The 20340-nt window shown below is 46.6% G+C and carries 21 protein-coding genes; 3 read left to right on the plus strand and 18 right to left on the minus strand.

What is annotated here, in order from left to right; genetic code table 11:
- Positions 1 to 82: 82 nt before the first annotated feature.
- The 7 genes from GKG41_RS18210 to GKG41_RS18240 form a co-directional block, all read right to left on the minus strand.
- A complete protein-coding gene (locus GKG41_RS18210; RefSeq protein WP_154261256.1) occupies positions 83 to 1237 on the minus strand; it encodes an iron-containing alcohol dehydrogenase in 1155 nt (384 codons plus the stop codon).
- 17 nt (positions 1238 to 1254) lie between these two features.
- Complete coding sequence (locus GKG41_RS18215; RefSeq protein ID WP_154261258.1) at positions 1255 to 2202, minus strand: transketolase C-terminal domain-containing protein; 948 nt, start codon at positions 2200 to 2202, stop codon at positions 1255 to 1257.
- A complete protein-coding gene (locus GKG41_RS18220; RefSeq protein WP_154261260.1) occupies positions 2203 to 3066 on the minus strand; it encodes a transketolase in 864 nt (287 codons plus the stop codon).
- 19 nt (positions 3067 to 3085) lie between these two features.
- The gene (locus tag GKG41_RS18225; protein WP_154261262.1) at positions 3086 to 4153 is read right to left on the minus strand and encodes an alcohol dehydrogenase catalytic domain-containing protein; all 1068 of its coding nucleotides are present in this window, start codon (positions 4151 to 4153) and stop codon (positions 3086 to 3088) included.
- A gap of 12 nt (positions 4154 to 4165) precedes the next feature.
- Positions 4166 to 5302, minus strand: coding sequence for a Gfo/Idh/MocA family oxidoreductase (locus tag GKG41_RS18230; protein ID WP_173015643.1), 1137 nt, complete (start codon positions 5300 to 5302; stop codon positions 4166 to 4168).
- 69 nt (positions 5303 to 5371) lie between these two features.
- Entirely contained in the window at positions 5372 to 6166 is a 795-nt protein-coding gene (locus GKG41_RS18235) for a TIM barrel protein (RefSeq protein WP_154261266.1), read from the minus strand.
- 50 nt (positions 6167 to 6216) lie between these two features.
- Complete coding sequence (locus GKG41_RS18240; protein ID WP_154261269.1) at positions 6217 to 7602, minus strand: glycoside-pentoside-hexuronide (GPH):cation symporter; 1386 nt, start codon at positions 7600 to 7602, stop codon at positions 6217 to 6219.
- Between the two features lie 368 nt (positions 7603 to 7970).
- On the opposite strand from GKG41_RS18240, the gene GKG41_RS18245 reads away from it, so the two are divergent.
- A complete protein-coding gene (locus GKG41_RS18245; RefSeq protein ID WP_173015644.1) occupies positions 7971 to 8897 on the plus strand; it encodes an AraC family transcriptional regulator in 927 nt (308 codons plus the stop codon).
- Between the two features lie 79 nt (positions 8898 to 8976).
- Here the strand turns inward: GKG41_RS18245 and GKG41_RS18250 are convergent, their stop codons facing one another.
- Positions 8977 to 9459 (minus strand): flavodoxin, encoded by a 483-nt coding sequence (locus GKG41_RS18250; protein WP_154261273.1) that lies wholly within the window; start codon positions 9457 to 9459, stop codon positions 8977 to 8979.
- Between the two features lie 191 nt (positions 9460 to 9650).
- On the opposite strand from GKG41_RS18250, the gene GKG41_RS18255 reads away from it, so the two are divergent.
- Entirely contained in the window at positions 9651 to 10517 is an 867-nt protein-coding gene (locus tag GKG41_RS18255) for an NAD(P)-binding domain-containing protein (RefSeq protein ID WP_154261275.1), read from the plus strand.
- Between the two features lie 112 nt (positions 10518 to 10629).
- The gene (locus GKG41_RS18260; RefSeq protein WP_154261277.1) at positions 10630 to 11466 is read left to right on the plus strand and encodes an HAD-IIB family hydrolase; all 837 of its coding nucleotides are present in this window, start codon (positions 10630 to 10632) and stop codon (positions 11464 to 11466) included.
- 59 nt (positions 11467 to 11525) lie between these two features.
- Here the strand turns inward: GKG41_RS18260 and GKG41_RS18265 are convergent, their stop codons facing one another.
- The 10 genes from GKG41_RS18265 to GKG41_RS18310 all read right to left on the minus strand — a co-directional run bounded on the left by GKG41_RS18265 (position 11526) and on the right by GKG41_RS18310 (position 20307).
- A complete protein-coding gene (locus GKG41_RS18265; protein ID WP_154261279.1) occupies positions 11526 to 12110 on the minus strand; it encodes a sugar O-acetyltransferase in 585 nt (194 codons plus the stop codon).
- Positions 12111 to 12131: 21 nt separating this feature from the next.
- The gene (locus GKG41_RS18270; RefSeq protein ID WP_173015645.1) at positions 12132 to 12929 is read right to left on the minus strand and encodes an MBL fold metallo-hydrolase; all 798 of its coding nucleotides are present in this window, start codon (positions 12927 to 12929) and stop codon (positions 12132 to 12134) included.
- Positions 12930 to 12940: 11 nt separating this feature from the next.
- Positions 12941 to 14083 carry an aldo/keto reductase gene (locus GKG41_RS18275; RefSeq protein WP_154261282.1) on the minus strand — a complete coding sequence of 381 codons (1143 nt, stop codon included), beginning with the start codon at positions 14081 to 14083 and terminating at the stop codon, positions 12941 to 12943.
- A gap of 74 nt (positions 14084 to 14157) precedes the next feature.
- Complete coding sequence (locus GKG41_RS18280) at positions 14158 to 14409, minus strand: cysteine-rich small domain-containing protein (RefSeq protein ID WP_226902085.1); 252 nt, start codon at positions 14407 to 14409, stop codon at positions 14158 to 14160.
- Between the two features lie 12 nt (positions 14410 to 14421).
- A complete protein-coding gene (locus GKG41_RS18285; protein WP_154261284.1) occupies positions 14422 to 14709 on the minus strand; it encodes a hypothetical protein in 288 nt (95 codons plus the stop codon).
- Between the two features lie 13 nt (positions 14710 to 14722).
- The gene (locus tag GKG41_RS18290; protein ID WP_154261286.1) at positions 14723 to 15775 is read right to left on the minus strand and encodes a DMT family transporter; all 1053 of its coding nucleotides are present in this window, start codon (positions 15773 to 15775) and stop codon (positions 14723 to 14725) included.
- A 161-nt stretch (positions 15776 to 15936) separates the two neighbouring features.
- Entirely contained in the window at positions 15937 to 17298 is a 1362-nt protein-coding gene (gene lpdA / locus GKG41_RS18295; protein ID WP_154261288.1) for a dihydrolipoyl dehydrogenase, read from the minus strand.
- A 60-nt stretch (positions 17299 to 17358) separates the two neighbouring features.
- The gene (locus GKG41_RS18300) at positions 17359 to 18699 is read right to left on the minus strand and encodes a hypothetical protein (RefSeq protein WP_154261290.1); all 1341 of its coding nucleotides are present in this window, start codon (positions 18697 to 18699) and stop codon (positions 17359 to 17361) included.
- Positions 18700 to 18728: 29 nt separating this feature from the next.
- On the minus strand, positions 18729 to 19052 hold the full coding sequence (locus GKG41_RS18305) for a cupin domain-containing protein (protein WP_154261293.1): 324 nt from the start codon (positions 19050 to 19052) through the stop codon (positions 18729 to 18731).
- A 19-nt stretch (positions 19053 to 19071) separates the two neighbouring features.
- The gene (locus GKG41_RS18310; protein ID WP_154261295.1) at positions 19072 to 20307 is read right to left on the minus strand and encodes an MFS transporter; all 1236 of its coding nucleotides are present in this window, start codon (positions 20305 to 20307) and stop codon (positions 19072 to 19074) included.
- Positions 20308 to 20340 lie beyond the last annotated feature (33 nt).

Here is a 20340-nt window from a genome sequence, read left to right on the forward strand (position 1 = left end):
GACAGATTAATTATAGCAATATATAAAAAATGTGGGAAGAGTTTTTTTATAATTTTATGAGTGACAGAGGACTTTTACGGCATTAGTACCCATCATAGGTATATTTAATAAACGCTTCGATCTCTTTTCTACCCGGATTGCCCGGGGAATTCCCGAAGGCACCGTCATGGGCAAATCTGTCCGCTGCAAGCAGGCAGTCTTCCAGCGTATATCCAGAGTCCCGAATGGATGGAATCTTTAGTTCTTTCATCAGTTTAACAACTCTGTCCGCCAGGACCTCAGCCAACTGCATCGTATCTATATCCTGTGTATATGCAATCTCCATCCCATCCGCCACAGCCTCGAGGTTCTTTCTTTCACCGTATTTTGCTGTATAAATCATAACCCCGGGCAGTCCCCAGGCGCAGCCCAGACCGTGGGGTATATGGTTTTGGGCGCCGAAGGTCTGACTGAAGCTGTGCCCGATTTGGCACCCGCAGGCCGAGATAGCCATCCCCCCGAGATTGGCCGCCAAAGACATCATCTCCCTGGCCTCTGCATTTTTAGGCTCCCTTACCGCAGCAGGCAGCCATTTAAGGGTAAGCTTTATTCCCTCTTTACCCAATATATAGCCGTAAGGATTATAATTTCTGTTGGTGATTGCCTCCACACAGTGGGCAAGCACATCCATCCCCGTTGCAGCCGTGGGGCCTGCAGGGAGGGAATAGGTGAGAACCGGATCCACGATAGCCATGTCTGGCTTGTATATGGGCATTTCCTTAGCCCCGGTTACCGTATCTCCGATGACCGCCCACTGGGAAATCTCACTGCCTGTGCCGGAGGTAGTGCTGAGCGTGATCAGCTTTATCTCATGTTCTGCTTCCCCGATCCCATAGTAGTCACGGATGGTCGAACCATTCTGGCTGATGATAATCCCGATGGCCTTGGCGGTATCCAGGGTACTGCCTCCCCCCACTGCCACAATGCCGTCAATTTCATGCTCTCTTACAAACGCAGCACCTTCATCGCAGATATCGCTGGGTGCATCCGCCCTGCATTTATCAAATATAAAAACCTCCAGCCCCGTCTCTTTTAATACCTCAATCACTTGGGTGGCTACTTTGAATTCACATAACGCTTGTTCCGTACAAACCATCACTCTGTGCATTCCAAGTTCTTTGGCTTTATTTCCGGCCTCTTTGGACGCACCCGTTCCAAAGAGTGTCGGACAAAATGTATTCCACATGTAAGCACTCATACTATTACTCCTTTTCCTTAGAACAGACTTTTCACATAGGACAAGACTGCCTCAAGATCGTATTGATACTGATGATATAATTCTTCTGGGCTTCCAAATCCCGGGTATACCTGGGGAACCCCAAATCTTTTAAAGGATTTTACGCTGATTCCCTGGTCGCACAGTACATCCGCAACCGCACTGGCCAGCCCATTCTTCATAAGGTGATCCTCCCAGACAATAATCCTGCCGGTCTCAGAGGCAGCTTTTCGTACAATCTCTTCATCCAGAGGCTTTACTGTAAACATATCAATCACCCGCACGCTGATCCCCTCTTTTTCTGCCGCATGGTGCAGCTGAAGTGCGTAATCAACCATTTCCCCGCAGGCAATTACCGCAATGTCCCTGCCTTCTCTGGCCGTAAAGCCTTTTCCAATTTCAAAGTCCGCATCTGACGGATATAAGATACGGTTCTCTTTACCCGGGTCAATACGGATGGAGAGAGGACCGTCATAGGTCATACTTTTCTCTATAATCTGACGCAGCTGCACCGGATCGGATGCGGCGCAGACTGTCATATTGACCAGAGAAGAATAAAGCGCCATATCCTCCATAGCATAATGAGTAGATCCGCCATTTCCCGTCAGCCCCGCATAATTTGCAATAATTCTCACCGGAAGGTTGGGATAGCAGATATCTGTGCGCACCTGTTCCAATGCACGCATACTCATAAAGGGCATCATCCCGATAATAAACGGTATGTTCCCATCGTAAGCCAGCCCAGATGAGATGCCAACCACATTCTGTTCCGCAATCCCCGTGTCAAGGAAGCGGTCCGGATACTTTTCCTTGAAATCTTTGCAGCCGAAACCGATATCCGGAGTCAGCAGCCATACCCGATTATCTTTTCCTCCAAGCTCCGCTATGGTATCTCCAACCACAGATCTTGCTGAATTATATTCGTCAAGTGTATATGATTGCTTCATTTATAACTCCTTTCTCTGCTTTTCCAAAGCCGTGTCAAGGTCTTTTAAAGCTGTTTTTAAATCCGTTTCATTCAGGCTTCCCGCATGCCATTTTATCTGGCGCTCCATGAAGGATACATACTTTCCTTTTACAGTATTCGCTATTATTACAGTTGGGGTCTCCCCGCTGCTGTCAGGAAGTCCGTCGAATGCCTCCGCAACCTGCCTCATATCGTTCCCGTCACTTATTTCTATTACATTCCATCCAAATGCACGCCACTTATCCGCATATGGTTCCATTATGACCGACTCCTCGGAAAAACTGGTCATCAGCTGCCTGTTGCGATCCACAACCGCCACCAGGTTTCCAAGCTTTTGTGCTCTGCCTGCCATAGCCGCCTCCCAGACAGAACCCTCACAAGTCTCCCCGTCCCCCATCATGCAGAAGACACGGTGTTTCTGTCCCCGCTGCCTTGCGGATGCCGCCAGCCCTACACTGATGGGCAGCCCATGCCCCAGGGAACCTGTGGATGCCTCCAGCATAGGCAGTCTGGTTTTACACGGATGCTGGCCATATTTACTGCCTATCTGGCCATAGGTCTCACAGATTTCTTTATAGTCGAAAAATCCTTTCAATGCCATAACAATGTACATGCATGCCGCGCCGTGGCCTTTGCTGAGGATAAAACGGTCGCGCTCGGGATCTTCCTGCAGTTCGGGAGCCACCCGCATGGTATGCTGGAAAAGACAGGTCAGTACATCAATCATTGACATGTCTCCGCCCATATGAATATTTCCGCCGTAAGATCCGCACAGATTGCAGAGATCGTACCGGGCCTGGTGGGCCAGCTCCTGTAAACGTAAAATTTCTTTCTTATCAGCCATTCTCTCAAACGCTCCTTTCCTAAAAATCTATGGAAACAAATATTTTTCCGCACTGATAGCTGGATGCCAGCTCAATTGCCTCTTTATATCTGGATGCAGGAATTACATGGGTCAGGATCTTCTCCAGGGGAAGTACACCGTCTTCAATGATCTGGCCTACCTTTCTCATGTAATATTTCCCAAGGAACCCGCCGTGAATCTCTACTTCCTTCTTAAGAAGCGTACCCACCGGAATCTCAGGCCGTACCAGTTCGTCATGCCCGTACTGCAGAACCTTGCCCCGGGGACGTACGTATTCAATACAGTCCGGTATCAATCCCCCCACTGCTTCAATGCAGTGATCTACTCCAAGATTCTCCGTCTCTGCCAAAACTATCTTGCCCACGTCTTCCTGCTCCGGGTTCACCACGCAGGTCGCTCCTACTTCCAGCGCTTTCTTCCGGCGGTATTCAATGGGTTCTGAGACAATAATCTTTCTGCACCCGCTTGCCTTGAGAAGTGCTGTGAACATCAGACCGATAGGCCCCGCACCTAGCACACATGCGGTATCTCCCACATGCACATTCAGCTTTTCCAGTGCATATCCGCACCCGGCCAGAGGTTCTGCCATGCCCATCAACTCGGGCTTTGCATCCGCACCTACCTTGTACACACATTTCTGGGGCAGAACCACATAGTTTGTCAGACCGCCGTCAGCGAATACCCCCATCGTCAGTGCCTGACCGTCAAAGCCGGAGTCCGGACCAAGGAATACCTCATCGCAGGCCTCAGGAAGTCCTGCCAGGCAATTGTCACAGCGGCCGCAGGGACCGTGGGGATCTATGATAACCTTATCCCCAGGCTTCAACTTCGTAACCTGTGCCCCCACTGCAGCAACCTCACCGCAAAACTCATGACCGAAGATTATGTCCTTCTTACAGGGATGTTTCTGGGGCGTAGCAAAGATATTCACATCCGTGCCGCAGACGGCACAGCCATATACTTTAATTTTGACATCATCCCCCTGTTCCACTTCCGGGACCGGACGCTCCTCATATGCAAACTCTCCCGGTCCTTTATAAATAATAGCTTTCTGTGTGTCAGCCATTTTGCTTCCCTCCTACTCTACATCAACCCATTTTGAATTGTTCTGTGCACTTTCCATAACTGCGTAATAGAATTTTACGCCGCTGACGCCAGTCTCCACATCGGGGAAATCCAGATCCTCCTCGGTAGGTGTCTCACCGTTTTTCAGCTTCAGAATTGTATCAATAACATTCCTGTAAATATTGGCAATTGCAATATAATAGCCTTCCGGATGCCCGAAAGGAACCCGCGCCAGACTGCCGGCCGGCACATCGATGCCATCCCCTGCCCTGCAGAGCAGCTGGGCTGCCTCACCCGCCTTTGCAAAACGGACCTCATCCGGTCTGGTCTGATGCCATTCAAGGGATCCCTTGGTTCCGTATATGCGCAGATTAATCTCATTGGGGGATCCGCACGCAACCTGGGAGAACCAATATGCGCCATGTGCACCGTTTTCATATTCGAGAATAATATTGTCATTCAGATCCAGCTTCTTGCCAAACGTATCTGCAGTTGCCAAAAGTCTCTTAATCTTCAGTCCGGTTACATAGTGCACCAGATGCTCTACATGTGTCCCGTCGTCCGCGCAGGTATTGGAGATACCGCTGTATTTGGGATCCGTACGCCAGATTCTGGAGTTAACCTGTTCCTTCTCAGAGAGAAGTTCCAAAAAACAGCCCTCCATATAATCTGCATTCACAGAAATAATCTCGCCGATATCGCCTCTGGCAATCATCTGCTTCATAACCTTGCACATAACATATCCGGAATAGCAGTAATCCACTGCAAATACCAGATTTTTTTCTTTTGCCAGTCTGGACAATTCTTCCGCCTCCTCAACCTTCAGGGTCAGCGGCTTTTCACAGACTACGTTGATGCCATGCTCAAGAAATGTTTTTGCCACTGAATAGTGTACAAAATTAGGGGTGCAGATGGAGACGAAATCAATCTTCCCGGCCTCTGCTTCCGCCATTTTTTCGGCATCATAGTAAACTCTTGATTTATCTACGTGGTAGGCTTCTGCGCACTCATCATTCAGCTCATCAATAGCAGAAAAGCATCCGCATACAAGCTTTGCCCTGGGATCCAGACCCAGCGCCTTGCGGTGGCACTCGCCAATCAGTGCTTTCAAATCTCCGCCTACCATACCATACTTTAATTCTTTCACCATTTTTTTCATCCTCCTGAAATGTTATTTTAACTGTAAGCCCCTCGGCAATCACGCGGCGTTTGCCGTATGTTAAAGCAGTAATTTGCCTGCTTCTTTTATGGAAGAAAATCCTGCTTCGGTCTCCCCTGCGGGAAAATATTCAAAGCAGACCGTTCCGTCATAACCGCTCTCCTTAATCTTTCTTAACAGAAAGTTAAAATTAATCTCCCCCGTCCCGGGCTCGTGGCGGTCCGGTGCATCTGCCAGGTGCAGATAAGGCACAACATCCATGTTGTCTGTAATATTCTGAAGCAGATTTCCATGCATTACCTGCATATGATACACATCACACAGAAGTCTTACCTTCGGGGAGTCAACAGCCCTCACAATGTCCGCTCCCAGCACCGTATCCGTCACAGCCATGCCCGCATCGGCCCCCAGATTACAAAGAGGCTCCAAAAGCACTGTCATATCTTCTTCCTCCAGAAGGGGCGCCAGGCATGTGAGTGTATGCGTTATGTTGGCAATCATCGCCCCGCGGCTGTACTTGTCACGGAAATCCGCACAGCCGCAGGGAGTGAAATGATTGGGAAACAGAATCAGGGTATCACAGTCCAGTATCTTGGCAGCTTCTATAGACCGCTTTATCCACTCTATATATTCTTTGCTGTGTTCTCCGTCACACAGGGAATATGACTTTGTGCCGCTGAACGCCCTTACCTTTACCCCGTGTTTTCTGCAGGTTTCTTTTATTCGGGAAATATCCCTGTCATCCCAGCTCCAGAACTCCACAGCCTGAAAGCCGGCCGCACTGACCCTTTCAATTTTCCCGCAGATATCCATGCCTGGATACAGCGGTTCGATATTAATCGCAAAATCAATCATAATTGCTTCCTTTCTATTCTTAATTGCCTCTGGGAGCAGGACATCCGCAGTTATAAAATGCCCTGCTCGTCCCGTTTTCTCAGATCTGCTATTACCTGAGGATACAGCTTATCCAGCTTATACAGCAGACAGAGCACAACAATAATTGCAGAGAAAATAATTGGCGCATACATACAGATAGCTTTGATCATTCCCATAGCCTCCGCACTCTGCACGGCAGCGAGACCATCGTAGCCGACGGAATCCATCAAAAGCCCGATTCCTGCGGATGCCAGACCACCGCCCACCTTTGAGCCCACAGACGCGGCGCTGAAAATCATGCCGTCCTGCCTGACATGTGTTTTCCACTGGCCGAACTCTGCACAGTCCGCAATCATGGGGAATACGCAGGCCCACAGAGGCGCCACGCCAATTCCCCGAAGTATAGCGCTTGTCATGGCCACGCCTACACTCATAGGATTGGTAATCCATACCAGCTGCGCCACAATCACCAGCAGGATACCGGCAAGGGTAAGATTGCGTTTGCCGAACCGCATGACAAAATACGGTACTATTAAAACCACAATGCTCTGGGCAATCAGCTCCGCCGCATAGATCGGGCTGTAGAGCTCCTGATTCCCAAGTATGTATTTACAGTAATAGGTCGTTATGGTTCCGCTGACTGTACTCATCATAACCATAATACCCCACAGGCCCAGACAGATTGCCCAGTACTGATTGGAAAACAGCGCCTTCAGATTTTTTCCCACAGATACCTTCTGGTTCTGAGCTGCTTCGATTACCACCCGTTCCTCAATGTTAAAAAAGCAGACCAGCAGCAGAACCAGGGCGATAGCCGCAAAAATACAGGAAACAATGATCCAGCTTCTCTGTGTGTCCCCGAGAGCCTTGACCAGGGGAAGTGTGGAAACCGTTACTACCATCTTCCCCATTGGTCCGCAGAAAATCCTCCATGCCTGGGTTGAGGCCCGTGATTTCTGATCCCGTGTTATCAGGGATGCCATGGTGGAGTACGGCAGATTCAATGCGGTATAAACGATGGTGTTCACCAGGTTATAGGTTACAAAAATATAGATTGCCTGTATCGTTTGTGACGCATTTGCCGGAACCAGGAAGAGCAGGATGAAGGTAACCGCATAAGGTACAGACATCCACAGAATCCAAGGTCTCGCCTTTCCGTATTTGGACTTTGTCCGGTCCGTAATAAATCCCATAATAATATCTGAGACACCGTCAAAGAGACGGGTAATCAAAAAGATCATTCCAACTACAAACGCATTAATCCCCACATAGTCGGTGTAAAAGAATGTGAGAAGCGTACTGCATAGTCCGTATACGACGTTGCACGCCGAATCGCCCAGGCCGTAACAAATTTTTTCGCGGAAGCTGACAACATGATCCTCCCTGCTCCGGCGGTTTTTAGAAGCGTCGTCCATTTTCTTAACTCCTTTCTTTTCGATCCGAAATTTGTTTTATTCCGCATCCATTTCCTTTTTATTTACTGCCTTGTAAATTGTCGACAACTTATTTATAGTGGTATTGTACTATCTTTTCTAAATCAGTTCAGCCAGTTTCGTTTCTAATAATAAAACAATCTTCTCAGGTTCCTGGGAATATTGTTGCATTTTTATTGATATCGCCTTTATATACTGATGAAACCAGTGTGTAAAACAGCAATATACACAAAGAGTTCCTTCAGCAATCCGATATTTCTAGATTTTTATTTATGGATATAGTAAAATATTAAAGTATACAAGCACCTGTTTTATGCAGTTTTTTACCCTGTCAAAGGATGTATCTATGGATGTTTTGGAATAAACAGAAGGGAAAGGATTGTTCTATGGATAGTATTGTTATAAATCACAAGATGATGGAGGAATTGGCGCACCCCAATCAGATGTTCCCAATCTCAGAATTTATAGACCATTTCGATACCTTTGCAGACGGGAGCTTTCCCAGCCACTGGCACCATGAGCTTGAACTGCAGATTGTTCTCAAAGGCAGTGCGGAGTATCAGGTAAACGGGACACCCTACGTGGTGGAAGAGGGCTGTGCTATATACATTGCACCTGAAGCCATACATCTGGCCAGAGAGTTGTCCGGGGGTACCATCGGATATGACATTGTATTGCTGCCTCAGATTTTGATTAACCTCATGAGGAGCGCCAATTGTGAAAATTATACCCTGCCTCTGACTACCCGCCGTCCGGAAGCTCTTGTGATAACCCCGGAACGCAAAGAGGGCCACAAGATTCTGGAGTATATGAGGAGGATGTACTATACTGAGAGCACGCATTTTACGTATGAACTGTTTTTACTGGAAAATCTTATCGGAATATGGCGTAATCTGCTGAGCATTCTTCCCAAACCCAGCAAAGATCCCGAGGACAGCGGCAAGCTGCTCAGAGAACAGCGTATGAAGGATATGCTTGATTACATACATCAAAATTATATACAGCCAATCACCATACAGGACGTTGCCGGCGCTGCCAATATCAGTAAAAGTGAATGCTTCAGGTGCTTTTCTGAATTGTCAAAAATGACACCTGTAGAGTATGTTAATAAGTTCCGTCTGCTGCAGGCCTCCCAGCTTCTGTTAACCACAGAAAAAAGCATGTCGGATATCTGCTTTATGACCGGCTTCAATAACACCAGTTATTTTTCTAAAAAATTCAAAGATCAGTATGGGGTAAGTCCTAAGACCTATAGGACCAAAAAACGAAATGAATAATAAAATCCCCCGGGGGCAGACATCCGCACTTCATTTTCCGTCTGCCTCCCGGGGGATATTTATACTGAACACTTTAAGGTTATAATCCAAGGCTGTCAATCCAAGACTTCAGGGCCCCCTTGTCAGCACTGCCAAAGCGCTTGCCAGGCTTCCACTTTGTCTCTGACGAACAGTACTTTTTCAATATGCTGTCAGTCTCTCCCATTCCGCTGCTTCCCGAGGTTGCAAAAGGAATCAGCGTCTTTCCAGAGAAATCATAGCTCTCCAGAAATGTATGTATAATTCCAGGGGCCTCATACCACCAGATAGGAAAGCCCACAAATACGGTATCATACAGCTCCATGTTTTCCACATTACCGGAAATAGCCGGGCGTGAATCCGGATCACTCATCTCTATGCTGCTGCGGCTCTTTTTGTCCGTCCAGTCCAAATCAGCACTTGTGTAAGGCTGTTGTGGCTGAATCTCATACAAATCAGCTCCTGTTGCCTCTGCCAGTTCCTTAGCCAACTTAGCCGTAACACCGCTGGCAGAAAAATATGCAACCAACTTCTTACTTCCCATTTTTATTCCTCCTTATGCTTTTATTTATTAAATGCAGGTCTCCCCAAGGGCAGACATTAAACAGTTCCTATAGGGACATTATACAACAAAATCCGTATTTTTGTCTTGACAAATCGCGGTTGCTGTTATATTATAATATTACTTACGATATGAGTTATCATAAATAATATTTTAACATAAAGGAGAAGATTATGCAAGAAATTACTGTTGTCGGATGTGGAGTAATGGGAGGTTCCATCATTAACGCGCTGCTGAATGCCAATATTAAGGTTACAATTGTTGATATCAATAAAAATGCAGCAGAAAAATTTATCAGCCGGGGAGCTAAATACTATGCCAGTTTGGACGAGGCCGGCGATAACGACTGTATCTTAGTCAATTTACCAAATCACAAGATTGCTTCTGGAGTTTTATCCAATGCCAATAAAGATCGCCTGAATGGAAAAATGTTAATTAATACTACTACCTCTAGTCCTGAAGAAGTTTCTGCCATGGATCAACTTGCCAAAGACATGGGCATGATGCATCTCGATGCCAAAATCGAAAACTATCCAGGCGACATTGGCTCGGATAAAGCTTATCTAATCTATTCTGGGTGCAGACAGGTATTTGACGCTGCCAGGAATGTACTGGAAGCAATCGGAAAGGCAGTATATCTGGGACCCGATATTATAGGCGCAAGTGTAATTGATATCGCGGTTCTGGATGTCCATTTCGGTGCTATTGCTACTTTGGCGGAGTCTGTTGCTTACTGCATTAAGTATAAGTATTCGGTAGAATCCTTTATAGAGCAGGCCAAAGAAATTCTGCCAATTATGCTGGCAGGTAATTACCGGGCATTTTCCGATGAATGCAGCAACTATACCGGCAGTTTTGAGGACGCTTCTGAATGTACCCTGCGAATTGAAACTACAGCTATGAAAACCATCTTAGATTCCATGCATTCGGCGGGAGTAAAAACTCCCTGCGGTGACGCCATACTGGATCTGTTCCAGAAGGGGATAGAAAGCGGCAACAGTTCTAAGAATGTGGTCGCTATCGTCAATGAGTTAATGTAACTAGTGTATTGAATTATCACGGTACGGTATGATATACTTCCGGTGCAGGACTGCAGGCCATTTCCGGCCCACAGTCCTGCCCGGATTATTATTTTAAGAAGGAGCTTACTTTATGACCAGTAAAACATTATACGTATCGGACTTGGACGGCACTCTGCTGAACCGGCAGAAGCAGGTGACGAAGTACACCGCCGATACGATTAACCAATGCGTCAAACGGGGAATGAATTTCACCGTTGCCACTGCCCGCATGCCCTATGGATGCGATTACAGACTCCGGGATATCCGTATCAATGCCCCAGGGATACTGACAAATGGCGTATTCCTGTATGACTTTCAGACTGAAAAGATCATAGCTGCGGAAGAGATCCCAGCCCAAAGTGCAGAAACCGTTGTAGATATCTTTCAGAAAAATGGCCTGTCCTGTTTTGTCTATACCTATGGCCCTCAGGGAATTTCCATCTGTTACGGCCATAAAAAGCTGGAGGAGCAGACCCAGTATTACAGTGATCGCGCCATAGAAAAGTGTGCACAAGTGGAGCTGACAGAGAATTTGAAAGGGGCTGCCGGAAGCGGAAAGGCTGTGTATATTACATACACCGGAGAAAAGAAGCTGCTGGAACCTGTCTGCAGAGATTTGGAGCGTGTAGAAGGGATTGCGTACTCTTTTTATCTCAATGTCTATAACGGTCTGTATTGCCTTGAGGTTTTCAGCCAAAAAGCCAGTAAACGAAATGCGCTTTTAAAGCTGAAGGAAATGACCGGATGCAGCGAACTGGTTGTATTTGGCGATAATCTGAACGATATCTCAATGATAGAAATTGCTGACAGAAGCTATGCCCCGGAAAATGCTCTGCATGAGGTAAAGGAAATGGTTACCCAGGTACTGGCCGACTGTGACCATGACGGTGTAGCCCGTTTCCTGGCAGAGGAATGGGAAATAAAATAAAAGGATAAGGTCACCTGTGAGTAAGCAGCAATCACAGGTGACCTTTTTACATAGCAGATCTACTCTCTTACAAAACCAGTTTTATCCCTATCCGTAAGTTCCCGTATCACCCGGCAGGGATTTCCCGCGGCAACAACCCTTGGAGGGATATCTTTCACAACAACACTTCCCGCTCCGATAACCGCTCCGGCCCCTATGGTAACACCGGGCAGTACCGTCACATTGCCTCCCAGCCATACGTAATCCTCTATATGAATCGGCTTAGAAAAGCACCCTCCGTCTGCCCGTTCCTCCGGATCCAGGCAGTGGTTCACCGCATAGATTCCAGCGTTGGGGCCGATTAACACATGGTTTCCTATGGTTACTTCTGCGCAGTCCAGTATGGTGCATCCAAAATTTATATACACATGGCTGCCGATGGTGATATTCACACCAAACTCGCACTGAAACATTGGTTCAATGAGCACCTCATCGCCAACCTCATGAAACATCTTGACCATCAGCTCCCTGCGGTATGCTGCCTGGCTGTCATCCGTCCCGTTATAGCTGCGGAAGAGCTGCTTGGCTGTTACACGGCGCGCAAACAGCTCAGGGGCAACGTCGTTATATAATAAACCATTTTGTAATTTTTCCCAATCATTCATAAAGTACTCCTCTTTTCTTTTTCAGTCTCTTGCCTCCGGGTATAGTTCAAAATATTCCCCAAGCTTCAGGCTATATAGTACTTTGGGGACTACCTGCTTCTTTCTTACCACCGATTCAAAACATGCGATCCACCCCCCGTCATCTTTATTCGGATCCGGAAAATGTACTGCTATTACTGTTTTGATAGGGTGCAGCCGTTCCCTCGCCCGGGCCAGCGTGACGTAAGTAAAGGGGCAGATTAGATAGTCCACCTGCAGCCTGCTCCGTTCTGCATGTGCCAGCAGCGCCTGGGGCTCGGCATCTCCGGTAAGCAGCAAGGCGCCATATTTGGTTTTTAGATAATAACAAATATTGTCCACATCCCGGTACTGTTCTCCCATATGGAGGCAGCAGAAAGAATATAGTTCCAGTTCGGAATTTACTTTGTATGAAACGGAGTCCCCAGGGCTTACCGTCAGAATCGTATTATGCAGACGGCCCCTTAATTCCTTTGTAATCTTTTCATTGGCGAATAGGATGAGATCCTTGTTTTTCTCTGCAAACGCTATGACTTTTTCCATATGATAGTGATCACTGTGCTCGTGAGTCAGAAGTAATAATTCAGCCTTTCCCGCGAAAGCAGTATCCTCCAGTTTCGGATCTGCACATTGATATCTATCCAAGTTATCATGGCAAAATGGATCTGCATATATCACTATGTTATGTATAAATAATACCACCCCGGCATTATTTATCTGGCATGCTGCAATTCTTACGCCCTTTGTTTTGGTCTCTTGGGCGTTTATTAACTTTTTCAATTCCGCTTCTCTATGCTTCATAGGATATATCATTACCGAAATAGCAATTTAGCTTTATCCATACGCTCTGCCACGCGAACCCCAAAGGGACAGCGCTCTTCACACAGTCCGCATCCAATACAGTCTGCCGCATTGGAGGACAGCTCCCCATAATGAGCTTTTACCGTACTCGGAACTTCTTCCTGCATCACAGCCAGATCATAGAGCTTATTTACCATAGCAATATCTATTTTCTGGGGACATGGAGCACAATGGCCGCAATAAGTACACTGTCCGAAATAGGCATGGCGGGGTGCCCCTGCCAGCACACTGGCGTAATCTTTCTCCTCCTCAGAGGCAGTTTCATAGGCAACTGCTTCAGCCACATGCTCCGGCGTATCATACCCCACCATAACACTTGCCACCGCGGGTCTTGTGAGTGCATAGTGCAGACACTGCACTGGCGTAAGTGCAACCCCGAAGGGAGATGTCTCAGCGGAAAACAAACGGCCTCCGGCATAACCTTTCATTACTGTTATACCTACTCCTCTCTCCTCACAGATCCGGTAAAGCTCCTCTCTCTCCGGAGCGATTCCCCTCAGTGTCTCATCGTAATCCTCTGCAAAATACTCATTCATATCCTCTGTGGCAGGCATCAGATCAAAGGCAGGATTGATACTGAACAAAATCATCTCTATCTCACTGCACCGGGCCGCCATCTTTGCCACATCCGGATTATGAGTGCTCATTCCGATATGCCGGATCGTCCCCCGTTCTTTCAGCTTACGGGCATACTCTATAAACTCCCCTGTCATAATCCGGTCAAATTCTGCAGCCTCATCCACAAAATGTATCATTCCCAAATCTATGTAATCTGTCTGCAGGCGATCCAGAAGATCCTGAAAGGCTTCTTTGACTTTTGCCATATCACGGGTGCGCACATACTGGCCATCCTGCCACGTAGAGCCCAAATGTCCCTGTATGATCCACCGTTCCCGTCTTCCTTTCAGTGCTGCTCCGATGTTGGTGCGCACCATAGGTTCCGACATCCAGCAGTCCAGAATATTAATTCCATTCGACTCACAGCAGTCAATGACTTCCTCCACTTCCTCTGCATTGTGCCGCTCCAGCCACTCTGCTCCCAAACCGATTTCACTCACGCACAAGCCTGTATTACCCAATTGTCGATATCTCATATTGATTTATCCTTTCGTATTATGCTGTTCCGCGCTTCCCTGTTCTTACGATATTATCCACACTCTTTCTTGTTTTATCTTATAGTCTGCTTTGACAGCCAGTCTATGATACTATCGTAATTTTGAGGCTGATGGGGAAATGTACAATTCGTGCAGTCCTTGATCCTCCCCCCGCTTTTCGCTTTCAAATATTTCGGTTTACCAGGACACTTCTCGGAAATATAAAAGGGACAATAGCAGAACAGACAGTTCATTTCTTCGATTCCGCTGTGGCACGGATAATATTTGCAGCTCTTATTGGCAAAAAATCTGTATGAATTCTCCACGTACTACACCTCTCAATTCTCTTCACAATCGGACGCCGGGATCATCTTTCTGCACGACTTCCCAAAATCAGTTACTTCATAGGTTATGTTAAGTTTGCCATCTGCGGCCATCCCAATGGCCGCAGCTTTCATAATTCCCACTCCGCAGTAGGTACTGATAATCTTTTCTATGTTTTTTACCGAGGTTGTTCTCTCCCCCTTATATTCCTCCTGAAGCTTTTTAGCCACTTCCTCGGAAGAAAAGGTACTATTTTTTAAAATAGCATATTCTAAAACTCTTGACTTAATGGGCAGTCTCATAAAATCTCCTTATCTACACATCTCTCAGATTAAACAATTCCGATGGTTTTGCCAGCACAATCAATATTCCTACAACAATGACAAAGGCTCCCAGAATCCCCAGAGCTGTCACCGAAAAAGAAATAATTCCCATCTTAGACATTACAATTCCTATGGGAATACTCCATATGGGAGTGGAAAATAAAATTGCTGACCCCCTGGTCGCTCCGCAGTAACTGTACGCCACATAAATTCCGTTGTACTGGATTGTCAGAAAAATAATAGACATAAACAAGAACAGTAAAATGATCGGTTCTGAAAAAATCACTGCATAGATCTGCGTAATCCAGTTTACATGACCGGTTGCCGCACAGACGATAAGTGCGCACAGCAATTCTATAAGAGAACCGCCGATCATACGGTAGAGGGGGCATACAATAAGAGGATCTGACACATCAATGGCATGTGTGCTGATAATTGCTTCAATGGCATATCCGATCGGCGCCGCCGCTGTTATGATAAGGCCCAGATAGAAATGGCTGACCCCTTCGGGAGGGGCGATACTTGCAATAACCACACCGGCAACTGTAAGGATAATTCCAACAAAAACACGGATTCCCGTCTTTTCCTTCAAGAATATTGTTCCTAAAATTGCCGTTATTACAGGGGTTAACCCAATGATGCAATTCCCATAAGTAGACCCGCAAAAGCTGATCCCCACGATGGAGCAGGCGGTTGCCACCGGTCCCCCAAGAATAGAAGCTCCTAATACAGTTCTTGAAGATTTCACCCTCCAGATTCTCAGATATTCTGCAAGGGGGATTCCCCGTATGGTATTAAAAAGTATCATTAGGATCCCTCCGCAAAGCTCGCAGAAAGATAGTATCACAAGAGTTAATACATAAGTGAAGACAATTACATTTGGAAAGGACTGACTGATCCGATCCGAAGCTGTCACATTGAAGTTTTGGAAAATAACCAATGACAGGGCAGAGATCCAGGCCAGACCCAGTCCCAGCATTGCTAACCTGACTTTTCTGTCTTCATAGATTTTTTTTGCTTTCGCATTCTCACTGAAAGTATCCATAAAAATACCTATCGCTTTCTATATATTTATGCCTTACGCTATGATAGCAGTCATAGACCCCGGCACCTGATTTTCTAATTAAATGCCCCCTGTAATTTATAGATTGAACTGCCATTTCATTACAGGGGGCGGAGGATTACTCTAATGATGAATCAATAAAACTACATAAATAATGCTTCTCTGATTACCTCACCCACAGTGGGATGGGGAAATACCAGTTTTTGTAATTCAGCGAGCGGCTTTTTCGATGCAATCATCATCTCTGCACCGCAGATGATTTCAGAGGCGTAGCTGCCGATCATATGGACACCAACCACTGTATTGTCCTCCAGATTCACGATTAGCTTACAGATACCGTCGCCTCTTTCTACCTCTGCAAGATATCTCCCGGAGTAATTCATAGAAACGCTGATACTTCTTACCTTCATTCCTTTGGCAGCTGCACTTTCCTCAGTTTCTCCAACCCCTGCCACTTCCGGATCCGTATAGATTACGGATGGAATCCTGGAATAATCCATAGTATCTTCAATTCCAAGAATATGGTTTACCGCCACCTCTGCCTCTCTGTACGCTGTATGGGCAAGCATTATTTTTCCATTTACATCGCCTACCGCATACACGCCTTCCACGTTAGTTCTGAGATGTTCGTCGGTTACCACCGCACTGCGGTTCATTTCAAGCCCCAGGTTTTCTAATCCCATATTTTCTGTATAGGCCCGCCGGCCGATTGCACAGAGAACAGCATCTGCTTCAGCAATTTTTTCACTGCCCTTTTGTTCGTACAAAACACCTTGTCCGGTAACCCCGGTTACCTTACAGCCCAGCTTAAATTTGATGCCCTTCCTCTTATATGCCCTCAGCAAAATCTCTGAAATCTCAGCTTCTGTAGGGCCTGCAATTTTATCCAGCATCTCAATGATGGTCACCTCAACGCCAACCATAGCATAATAAGATGCCATTTCCAGGCCAATGACGCCGCCCCCTATCACCACCAGCTTTTCGGGGAGATTGGTTCTGCTGAGCGCCTCGGCATTCGTCATCACGTAACCTGAAGCGATTCCTTCCTTCAGTCCTGGTATGCCGGGAATCACCGGCACCGAGCCGCAAGCGAGTATTAATTTCTCTCCAATATACGTCTTGTCATCTGCCCGGACCATGAATCCGTCTGAAGTTCTGCCCTCCACATAGCCCATGGCAGATACGACGGTTACTTGATTGGCGTCCATAATTGCCTTCACACCTGCTACCAGTGAGCCAACCACCTGATTCTTGCGCTGAATTACCTGTTCCTGATGAATCTCTACGTTATCTGCCGTAACGCCGAATCCTTTGCTGTTTTGCGCATGCTGATAAAGCTTGGCAGAATTCAGCATGGCTTTTGAAGGGATGCATCCCTCATTCAGACAGGTACCTCCCAGCGCCCGCTTTTCAATCAATACAACCGATTTTCCTGCCGCAGCGGCGCGCTCCGCCGCCAGATAACCGCCGGGACCGCCGCCTAATACAATAATATCTGCTTTCATCTTACATATCTCCATTCCTCTGTATCCCTCAGGGCACAAAGCATTTCTATAGAAAGGTAATTATTTAAGAATCACCTTCTGAATGCCCATATAATCACATACAAGCTTTACAATGTCTGTATAATTGCCCTCTTTGATGACTACATGATGGTGCAGTCCTGCTTTAATCATCTGATCAATTACCCGGCTCGGCTTCTGTCCGTCAGCTCTCAGCTTAAGAACCAGCTTCTCGCCGCCGTCTACCCACTCTTCGTGGCTCACAGGCAGGGTCTCGCCCTCTGCGATCAGAACCTGGTAATTTCCGGCACTTCCCTGCATGTCACAGAAAGTAACCTTATCCATTGCTTTTAACGGAACTCCGATAAAGGCTCCCATCTCTCCGGACGGATTCGTGACAACTTTATCAATGCTGTCAGCCAGAGAGGCCGCGGAACTGCCCTCGTGACAGATCGTCATATAATCAGCTTCATCGTCAAAGGCTCCAATCTCACCAAGTGCGCATGTGCCGCCGTCGGAAGCAAGATTTAAAATATACTGGATCACAGCATGGGCAATATCCCCTTCTGTATCTACAATAATATCCTCATCAGCCAGCCAGGAAGCTGTCTGGTTCATCAGCCCCCCATAGTTTGGATAGCATTCCGCTGCAATGGCGTTAAGTCCGGTATCCTTTATCATGGCTTTTGTGGCCATATACACTTTTGCCATCCAAAGCATACACGCATCGCTGCACTTAACCGTCCCTGTGCGATCCTTTAATTCTTCCAGGGTCTTTTTCGCCTCTGCATCGCAGATCTTCTCAGCGGCATCTGTAATTTCTTCCATTTCAAAGTGAATAATTGTAGGGCCCAAAGTCGTGGAAAACTCCCACTCCTCAATACTCATATCCTGAGGACCTGCAACTCTCCATGTCTGGCGGGGACCTACCAGAGCCAGACGCATAGATTTTACTTTATCAATAATCTGTCCGGCGCGTGCCACATTTTTAATCTTTTTGATGAGGGCTTCATCGTCTGCAAGACCATATACATACTCGAAATGTATTCCGGGGTTCTTTAAGGCGGATCCAAAGTTCTGCACACAGCCAATAGAGAATGTTTCCGGATAAGGCACAGCCCAGAACACCACCGGAACCTTTAACTCGTGAATAAACAGATATTTAAGAGAATCCGTAACCCAGGTTACATCCATAATGGCCACAGATTCGATCCCTTCTGCCTTAAACTGGTCGCAGACATTCAGTGCATCCGTGGAGTTCCATACGGAACGGTTCGCCACAACCACATCGATCCCTGCATCTGTCATTGCCTTGGCCGCATTGTTGATCAACTCATCGTATCTCTGTCCGCCGCTTTCTACGGGACTGCAAAGTCCTACTAAACCCATTTTTGCTTTGTTCATTTGATCATCTCCAATCATTTATAAAAAGTTTAAACCGGACCGCCGCACCAGGAAATCAGTGCAGCCTCGGTCCCTATATTTGTGATTTCATGAGGTTCCCCTTCTTCAATAAGAAGCAAATCCCCTTCCAATAATTCATAGCAGCATCCTGTCTCCGGGTTCCGCACAATTACGTGCCCTCTGCTGACGAAAAAAGTTTCATGGGAGATTGGATGCCCCGGATCCACTCCGCCTGTCTGTCCGGGCAGCAGTTCAGATGTCCCAAACCAGATTTTATCCGTTCTGCAGTAATCTCTCACTACTTCCGGTCCATCCAGGCTGACCTTAGCTGCAGCCTTTCTAATAATTTGCATAGCTCTCTCCAATCCCTTCTTATTTTGCTAACTCTTTTGCAACCTCGTCCTTTTCCCGGATAAAAATTCTAACCAGAATAACATTTGTGAATAAGGTCAGTACGGCACAGAACGCCAGACCAATCCAGTAAGAATCTGTAAAGTCCTTCACAACGCCCACAATCTGCTGGAAGACAAACATACCTACCAGGAATGATACACCCTGGATAATGCCATTGGCTGGTCCGATCTTGGATGACTGCGTGGTATCAGAAAGAAGTGCAAACCCTATAGGATATACAACGTAAGCGCAGAATCCTGTACAGATCATACCAACCACAACAATAGAAACGATTCCGCCCTGGTTGCCGAAGATCATAAGCAGATATCCCGCTACCATTCCCACGCCGCCGATAAGCATGGTTGGCCTTCTCTTGCCCATTTTGTCAGAAATTGCACCGAACAGCAGACTGGAAACAATACCTACTGCAGTAAATAAGGTAGAGGCTAATCCTGCATTGGAACTTGACATACCCAGATCCACTAACATACTGGGTCCCCAATAATTGGCAATTCCCAATCCCCCCAGTACACCTGTAACGGCAATACAATGTGCAATGGTGTTTTTGTTCATTGCCTTATCGTATTTATTGGATTCATCTGCCGCGGAAGAGGCTTCATCTATATCCATAATTCCTGGATCCTTTAAAATCAGAATCAGAATCACAAGTACAACTACTACGAAAACGATTACCGAAATATTTCCGCTTGAGATACCCAGACGTTCCAGCAGCAGTGAAAAAATATACAGTGCACAGAAGGTACCAATGCCGTCTGCTGCTGTCATTGCTCCTGTGGCAACTCCCATTTTATTCGTTCCATTAAACCAGTGAACCGCAAGCGTATATGCCGCATTATAGATACAGGCATTTCCAAAACCGCTCACCAGTCTGGAGATAATAAGTACTGCATAAGATGGAGCAAAGAAGAACATTGCATGGCCCACAATCATAATGCCAATGCCAAGCATGGTGAAGAATTTACATCCTCTCTTTTCCACCATGGCACCTACGATAAACAAACCAATGCCGCAGGCAAAGGAATAGGCGGTATTAATAATACTTAACTGGGAATAAGAAATACTGTAGGTTTCCATAATGTAATCCGAAAGTGTTCCGTGACAATACTGGAAAAATGGTGCGATAGAGCCTGCGATCACACATAAAACTAACATAAACCATTGCTTTTTACTCGGGTTGACTAATTTTTCATTCATTTTTTACACCCTCCATTCCGTTCAAGATCATTT

The organism is Lactonifactor sp. BIOML-A5, from assembly GCF_009677585.1.
In the GTDB taxonomy this organism is placed as follows: Bacteria; Bacillota; Clostridia; order Lachnospirales; family Lachnospiraceae; genus Lactonifactor.